The sequence below is a fragment of the Frankia sp. CeD genome (assembly GCF_000732115.1).
Lineage (GTDB): Bacteria > Actinomycetota > Actinomycetes > Frankiales > Frankiaceae > Frankia > Frankia casuarinae.
In genome coordinates, this window is record NZ_JPGU01000045.1 from 26594 (window position 1) to 34113 (window position 7520).

The following is a 7520-nucleotide window of genomic DNA, read 5'->3' on the forward strand; positions in this document are numbered from 1 at the left end:
AGCGTCCCCTGACAGCTACGAGAGGAAAGTCATCATGCGGGTCCCCATGACCGAATACCTGGTCATCGACCTCGACACCGAGCGCTGGGTCTGCCGGGTGTGCGGCCGCGACATCTGGTCTGCCCACGGGAACTACAAACTCGGCTGCCTGGTCTACGACCGCGACCCACGGGAGATCCACCAGCCGATCATCAATCCCGACCGCTACGAGTTCACCTTTTCCCCGGACCCGACGTACTGCCGGATCCTGGAATTCTACTGCCCCGGCTGCGCCACCCAGATCGAGACCGAATACGTGCCCCCGGGACACCCGCCGACGGCCGATCTCGTCATCGACGTCGCCGCGCTGCGCACCCAGTGGGAGGAACGCGGCGTCGACCCCGAGCAGGTCCACAACTACGGGCCCGGCGAGGACGCGCAGAAATACACCGCCATGCACAAGGCGACCGGCCACATCCGCTGATCTCGCAGGGAGAACCGAGACAATGAAACGTATCTCCGTCGACATCGGCGGCACCTTCACCGACTGCTTCTTCGTCTGGGACGAGACCTACGTCGAGGCGAAGGCGCTGACCACGCACCACAACCTGGCGCTGGGCTTCAACGAGGCGCTCGACCTGGCGTGCAGCCGGGCCGGACTGGACCGCGGCACCGTGCTCACCGAGGTCGACTCGGTCCGCTACGCCACCACCCTGGGCACCAACGCTCTCATCGAGCGCAAGGGACCCAAGGTGGGGGCGATCGTCACTCATGGCTTCGAGGACACCATCCCGCTCTCCCGCGGCCGGGGGTACGGCGAGGGCCTGGACTACTCGATGCAACAGAACCTCCCGGCAGCCGAACGGCCCGAACCGCTGGTGCCGCGCTACCTGATCCGCTCGGTCAAGGAACGCGTCAACTCGGCCGGCACGATCGTGGCGAGGCTCGATCCCGAGGACGTCCGCACGGTGGTCCGTGAGCTGGTGGATGCCGGCGCCGAGGCCCTGGTGGTCTCGCTGGTCAACGCCACCGAGAACCCCGAGCACGAGCTGGCGATCCAGGAGATCATCCTCGACGAGTTCCCGGCCCACGAGCTGGGTGCCATCCCGGTGCTGCTGGGCCACCAGGTCTCCGGTCGCAAGGGCGAATACGTGCGGGCGACCTCCACCATCGTGGACGGCTTCCTGCACGNGATCATGTTTCACGCGCTCAGCCAGCTCTCGAACAACCTGCGCGACGCCGGCTACGGCAAGCCGATGCTGGTCATCCACAACTCCGGTGGCATGGCGCAGATGAACTCCACCGACGCCCTGCAGACCATCCACTCCGGTCCGATCGCCGGCGTCGGCGCCGCGGAGCACCTGTCGAACGAGACGGGCCTGGGCCATGTGATCTCCACTGACATGGGCGGCACGTCCTTCGACATCGGCCTGGTGCCCGAGGGCGGCGTGAAGCACTACGACTTCCTGCCGACCATCGACCGCTGGCTGGTGTCGGTGCCGATGGTGCACCTCGACACGCTCGGTGCCGGCGGCGGCTCCATCGCGTCGTACGACCGGATTCACAACTCCATCAAGATCGGCCCGGAGTCGGCCGGCTCCAACCCCGGCCCGGCCTGCTACGACCGCGGCGGACTGCGTCCGACGGTGACCGACGCCGACCTGTTGCTCGGCTATCTGGACCCGGACAACTACGCCAACGGCTACATCAAGCTCAACCCGAAGCGCTCCCGGTTCGCCGTCGAAGAGAACCTGTGCGACCAGCTCGACATGGACGTTCTCGCCATCGCCCGCGCGATCAAGGACGGTGTTGACGAGCAGATGGCGATCGGCATCGGCAAGGAGCTGCGGGTGCGCGGCTACCTGCCGGAGGACTTCACGATGCTCGCCTACGGCGGCAACGGTCCGCTGCACGCCTGCGGTATTGCTCGCCATGCCGGCATCAAGCAGATCCTGGCCCCGCCGTTCTCGTCGGTGTTCTCCGCCTGCGGCGCCGGCAACATGAAGCAGCTGCACTTCCACGAGCGCGGCGTGCACATCACGATGTACAACGCCACCTCCCGGTCGCTGTACGACAAGTACGAGGAGTTCAACGNGATCGTCGAGGAACTCGAGGCCCGGGGCCGGGAGGACCTGGTGCGTCAGGGCTTCGCGGCCGACGACGTGAAGTACCGCCTGGAACTGGACATGCGCTACGGCAACCAGCTGCTCACCCAGGCCGTCGCCCTCGACATCAACCGGATGAACGGTGTCGGCGACGTACTGCACATGATCCGCACCTTCGGTGATGTCTACAGCCACCGGTTCGGCGCCAGCAGCGCGGCACCCGAAGCCGGGATCCGGGTGGGGACCGTGCGGGTGGCCTCCTACGTCGACGGCGACGTCGTCAACTTCGACTCGCTGGAGGCCGGCGGCGAGCGCACGGTGCCGACCGAGGTGTCGCACCGCAAGGTCTACTTCATCGGCCAGGACGACTCGATCGAGACGCCGGTCTACGACCAGGCCGCGCTGTCGCACGAGCGGGTGATCCCCGGCCCCGCGATCGTCACCACCGAGAACACCACCTACCTCGTCGAGCCGGGCTGGCGTCTGGAGCCGACGGTGCAGGGCGCCGTCTGGTTCCTGCAGGACTGATCGAGTACACCGTCGAGCGCACCAGGGAGAAGACGATGACTGTCACGGACGACAGCGCCACGCAGGAGCAGGCCGCCGAGCAGAACACCCTCACGCCCCAGGAGCGGGAGTGGGTCGACCAGTTCATGGACGAGACCACCCTCTTCCTCGGTCCCGACCCGGTGATCATGCGTGACCACTCCATCCAGGAACGGACGTCGCGGGAGGAGACGGCGATCGCCGCCGGTGTCGACCGGCTGGTGGTCGAGCGGATCCGCAAGCGGATTGCCGGTGCGCTCGACGAGGGCTACGAGATGTGCGAGGCGCAGGGTGCCGCGCCCGGGGCGAAGTGGGGTGACCTGACGACCGCGATCTACACCGCGGCCGGGGACGTGTCCTACCTCTCCTGCCACGGGGTGATCGCGTTCTCCGCGATCCTGCACCACCCGATCCGGTACATCATGAAGTACTGGAAGGACGAGCCGACCGTCGGTATCCACGAGGGCGACGGATTCATCCACAACGACGCCCGGTTCGGCAACGTCCACAACACCGACCAGTCGATGATCATGCCGATNATACGTGGGGGTGAGATCATCGCGTGGGTGGCGGCGACCATCCACGAAGGCGAGAACGGCGCCTGCGAGCCGGGCGGCATGCCGTCGGGCTCGGAGACCCCGTTCGACGACGGCCTCCGGATGAGCCCGTTCAAGATCGTCGAGCGTGGTCATCTGCGCCGGGACCTGCTGACCTTCCTCCAGCACTCGGTGCGCGACCCCAAGCTGCAGCTGGCCGACCTAAAGGTGAAGATCACCGCGGTACGCAAGATCATGGAGCGCATCGACAAGGTCATCGACGAGGTCGGCGTCGACACGTTCGTGGCGGCCCTGCGGGTCACCGTCGAGGACGTCGACGCGGAGGTCCGCCGCCGGATCTCCGAGCTTCCCGACGGCACGTACTCCTTCAACCAGTTCATGGACTCGACGCTGAAGGAGAACATCCTCATCAAGATCGCCTGCAGGATCCACGTCAAGGGCGACAAGATGACCGTCGACCTGCGTGGCACCGGACCGGAGATCATCAACCGGGCGATCAACTCTCCGCTGTGCTCGGTGAAGTCGATGATGATGCAGGCGATCCTGGCGTTCTGGTGGCCAGACCTGCCGCGCTGCACGGCGGCGATGAGCTGCATCGAGATCATCTCCGACGAGGGCACCTGGGCCGACGCGTCCTACGACGCCCCGATGGGACAGTCGCTGCAGGCCTCGTTCCGAGGCTTCTCGATGATGCAGGCGCTCTACGGAAAGATGTCGTTCTCCACGCCGCACAAGTACTCGAACATCGTGGCCAACTGGTTCAACCAGATCAACACGTTCCTGTGGGGCGGTGTCACCCAACACGGCGACATGGTCGGCAACCTGTGTGCCGACCTCAACGGCATGCCCGGGGGAGCCAAGCCCTTCCGGGACGGTGAGGACGCCGTCTCGCCGCTCTTCTGCGCCATGGCCGACACGGCCGAGCAGGAGGTCATGGAGGAGGAGGTGCCCTTCATGCAGCTGGTGGCCAAGCGCCTGGTCCGCGACAACATGGGCTTCGGCAAGTTCACCGGCGGCATGGGCTACGAGATGATCGTGGCCGCCGAGGGCACGCCGGAGTGGGGCTTCATGACGGTGACCTCCGGAGCGAAGTTCTCGTCCATCTACGGCATGTTCGGGGGCTACGGCTGCGGCACCTACCCGCTGGCGATGGTCAAGGGCACGAATGTCTACGAGCACATTCGTCGGGACAACAAGAAGTTCGACCTCTCGATCGAGAAGGTCATGAACGAGCGTCCGTTCCCGGACGGGAAGTACTCGACCTATCACATGGGTCTGCAGTACGACCGCGCCAAGGACGGCGAGCTCTACATGATCTCCCAGGGCGCCGGTGGTGGGTACGGCGACCCGCTGGAGCGCCTGCCCGAGTCGGTGGNGCGCGATGCCGAGCTCGGCCGGATCAGCCAGAAGGTCGCCGAGGAGATCTTCGGTGTCCGCTATGACCCGATCACCTTCCGGCTCGACGCCGAGGGCACCAGGCAGGCCCGCGAGCGGGTCCGCCAGACGCGCCTGACGCGCGGCAAGCCCTACGCGGAGTTCGTCAAGGATTTCGTCACCGAGGAGCCGCCGAAGGACCTCCTCTACTACGGCTCCTGGGGCGACGACACCAAGGACCTCACCGCCACGGTGTTCACCATCGACGGTCCCCAGCGGGTCAAGGCGCCGCTGAAGGAACTGCCGATCATCGTGATTCCGGACCGCCGGGAGCTGAAGATCGCGGCGCTGGAGGCGCGCGTGCGGGAGCTGGAGGACAGGCNCGGCGAGGACGTCAAGCGTCTCGCCTGAGGTTCCGTCTCGCCTGAGGTTTACGGAGCCCTGAGGTTCAAGGAGCACTGAATGTCTTCTCTCACTGCCCTGCTCGCTGCCGCGCCCGGCGGCCGGGCGCTGGTGATCGACCACGACGCCTACGCGACGGCAGTGCTACGGCAGGGCAGCGAGATCCCCTGGGGNGACCTCGCCGCCCTGACCGGGCACGTCGCCCAGGTCCAGGCCCTGCTGGATCCGGATGCGGTGTTCGTCAATGCCGAGGCGTTCTACGACGCGTATCTCGCGGCGACGCCTGACCTGGTGAGCGCGCTGGGGAAGCGTAGCCGCACGGGCTATGCGTTACGCACCCTGCTCGGTGACGAGCCCGCCGTCGAGCGGTTGGTCCTGACCATGCGCACGCTGGCGGACTCGACCCGGCGACGGGTCGTGCTGTCGGTGCCGTCGCCCGCGAGGTGGTTGCTGCGGGCACATGACCGGGCCGGCACGGGGCTGGACGAGGTGAGCGAGGACCACGCCGACAGCGCCTCCATGTNCCTCGCCGAATGGCTGGGGCGCCTGGGGTCGCCGCCGCTGGGACTGTTGCTCCTTGATGCCCGGGCCCGCCGCGGGGACTCCGCCACGCTGGAGTTCCCGGAGCGGGCGGGTGGCTATACCTCGCTGACCAATGTGGCCGGGCACTTCGACTGGACGCTGGCGGTGCGATTCGCCTCCTCGGTCGACGTGGCCGGCGATNTCACGCGGGCTGTCGTCCTTCCCGACGCGTTCTGGCACGGCGAGGGCGAGGCGCCCCGTGACGGAGCCCGGCTTGTGCTGACCACGATCCCGGCCGATGCGCCGCCCGAGACGGTTCTGCTGCGCCGGGCCCTGCTGAAGGAGGGGTGAGGTGGACAAGGTCGTGGCGTCGGCGCAGGAGGCAGTCGCCGATATTCCGGTCGGGGCCAGCGTGGCGAGTGGTGGTTTCGGGGTCTGCGGCATCCCGTCGGTGCTCCTTGCCGCGCTCGCCGAACAGGGGGCCTCGGACCTGACCGTCATTTCCAACAACTGCGGGATCCCGGGTGTGGGTAACTCGCTGCTGCTGGAGGGCGGGCGGATCCGCCGTCTGGTGGCGTCGTACGTGGGGGAGAACAAGGAACTGGAACGGCAGTACCTCTCCGGGAAGGTCGAGATCGAGTTCAACCCGCAGGGGACGCTGGCGGAGCGGCTGCGCGCCGGTGGAGCCGGGATCGCGGCGTTCTACACCCGCACCGGCGTCGGCACGCAGGTCGCCGACGGCGGGCTGCCGATCAGGTACGACGCCTCGGGCGAGGTGGCGCTGGCCTCGCAGCCCAAGCCGACCGAGGTCTTCGAGGTCGACGGGGTGCCGCAGGTCTTCGTGCGGGAGACGGCGCTGCGGCCGGACTTCGCCCTGGTGCGGGCCCGGCGTGGTGACCGGCACGGCAACCTGGTTTTCCGCAGGGCCGCCCGCAACTTCAACCCGCTCTGCGCCATGGCCGGGAGGGTGACGATCGCGGAAGTGGAGGAACTCGTCGAGCCGGGTGCGCTGGATCCCGACGAGATCCACCTGCCCGGAGTCTTCGTGCAGCGGGTGGTGGCGTTGACGCCCGGCCAGGCCGCGGACAAGGGGATCGAGCGGCTCACCCTGCGTGCCGTCACAACCGCTGCAGGAGGTGCCTGAGATGCCCTGGTCCCGGGACGACATGGCCGCCCGTGCGGCGGCGGAACTCAACGACGGGGACTACGTCAACCTCGGCATCGGTCTGCCGACGCTGGTTCCCAACCACGTGCCCGACGGCGTGGAGATCGTGTTGCAGAGTGAGAACGGCATCCTCGGCCTGGGTCCCTACCCGGTCGCCGGCGAGGAGGACCCGGATCTCATCAACGCCGGCAAGGAGACGGTGACGACCGCGACGGGAGCAAGCTTCTTCGACTCCGCCACCAGTTTCGGGATGATCCGTGGGGGGAAGATCGATGCGGCGATCCTCGGCGCCATGCAGGTCAGCGAGCGCGGGGACCTGTCGAACTGGGTGGTGCCCGGCAAGCTGGTCAAGGGCATGGGGGGCGCGATGGACCTGGTCCACGGCGCCCGCCGCGTGATCGTTCTGATGGAGCACTGCGCCAAGGACGGATCGCCGAAGATCCTGCCCGCGAACACGCTCCCGCTGACCGGCACAGGTGTCGTGCAGCGCATCATCACCGACCTCGCCGTCATCGACGTGACCTCCGATGGTCTGGTGCTGGTGGAGACGGCGCCGGGCGTCACCGCCGACGACGTGCGGAAGGTGACACCGGTACGGCTGGCTCAGGTGGGCACGAAGCCTGGTGCCGGCGTGGCGGGCGGACCTGCCGGGGTGTCTTGGCAGTGACCTGCCGGGGTGTCTTGGCAGTGACCTGCCGGGGTGTCTTGGCAGTGACCTGCCGGGGTGTCTCAGCAGTGAAGGGTGTCTGAGCGTTGAAGGGACTGGATGTGGACCACGACGTGGAGATCGTGGGCTGGGGTCATACCCCGTTTGGCCGTCTGCCCGAGGAGACTCTGGAGTCGCTGATCGTTGCCGCCGCGCGGGAGGCG

General features: G+C 67.4%; 6 protein-coding genes. All 6 read left to right on the forward strand.

All coding sequences use genetic code 11. The features are described 5' to 3' along the window. Window positions 1–34 precede the first annotated feature (34 nt). The 6 genes from CED_RS18005 (at window position 35) to CED_RS18030 (ending at window position 7317) form a co-directional block, all read left to right on the forward strand. Window positions 35–463 carry an acetone carboxylase subunit gamma gene (locus CED_RS18005; protein ID WP_023841948.1) on the forward strand — a complete coding sequence of 143 codons (429 nt, stop codon included), beginning with the start codon at window positions 35–37 and terminating at the stop codon, window positions 461–463. A gap of 22 nt (window positions 464–485) precedes the next feature. Beyond that, on the forward strand, window positions 486–2612 hold the full coding sequence (locus CED_RS18010; protein ID WP_035912534.1) for a hydantoinase/oxoprolinase family protein: 2127 nt from the start codon (window positions 486–488) through the stop codon (window positions 2610–2612). Between the two features lie 35 nt (window positions 2613–2647). Continuing rightward, the gene (locus CED_RS18015) at window positions 2648–4972 is read left to right on the forward strand and encodes a hydantoinase B/oxoprolinase family protein (protein WP_035912537.1); all 2325 of its coding nucleotides are present in this window, start codon (window positions 2648–2650) and stop codon (window positions 4970–4972) included. Between the two features lie 51 nt (window positions 4973–5023). Continuing rightward, window positions 5024–5836 carry a hypothetical protein gene (locus CED_RS18020; protein ID WP_035912540.1) on the forward strand — a complete coding sequence of 271 codons (813 nt, stop codon included), beginning with the start codon at window positions 5024–5026 and terminating at the stop codon, window positions 5834–5836. 1 nt (window position 5837) lies between these two features. Then, window positions 5838–6629 (forward strand): CoA transferase subunit A, encoded by a 792-nt coding sequence (locus tag CED_RS18025; RefSeq protein ID WP_011436914.1) that lies wholly within the window; start codon window positions 5838–5840, stop codon window positions 6627–6629. 1 nt (window position 6630) lies between these two features. Further along, window positions 6631–7317 (forward strand): 3-oxoacid CoA-transferase subunit B, encoded by a 687-nt coding sequence (locus CED_RS18030; RefSeq protein ID WP_011436913.1) that lies wholly within the window; start codon window positions 6631–6633, stop codon window positions 7315–7317. Window positions 7318–7520: the final 203 nt, after the last annotated feature.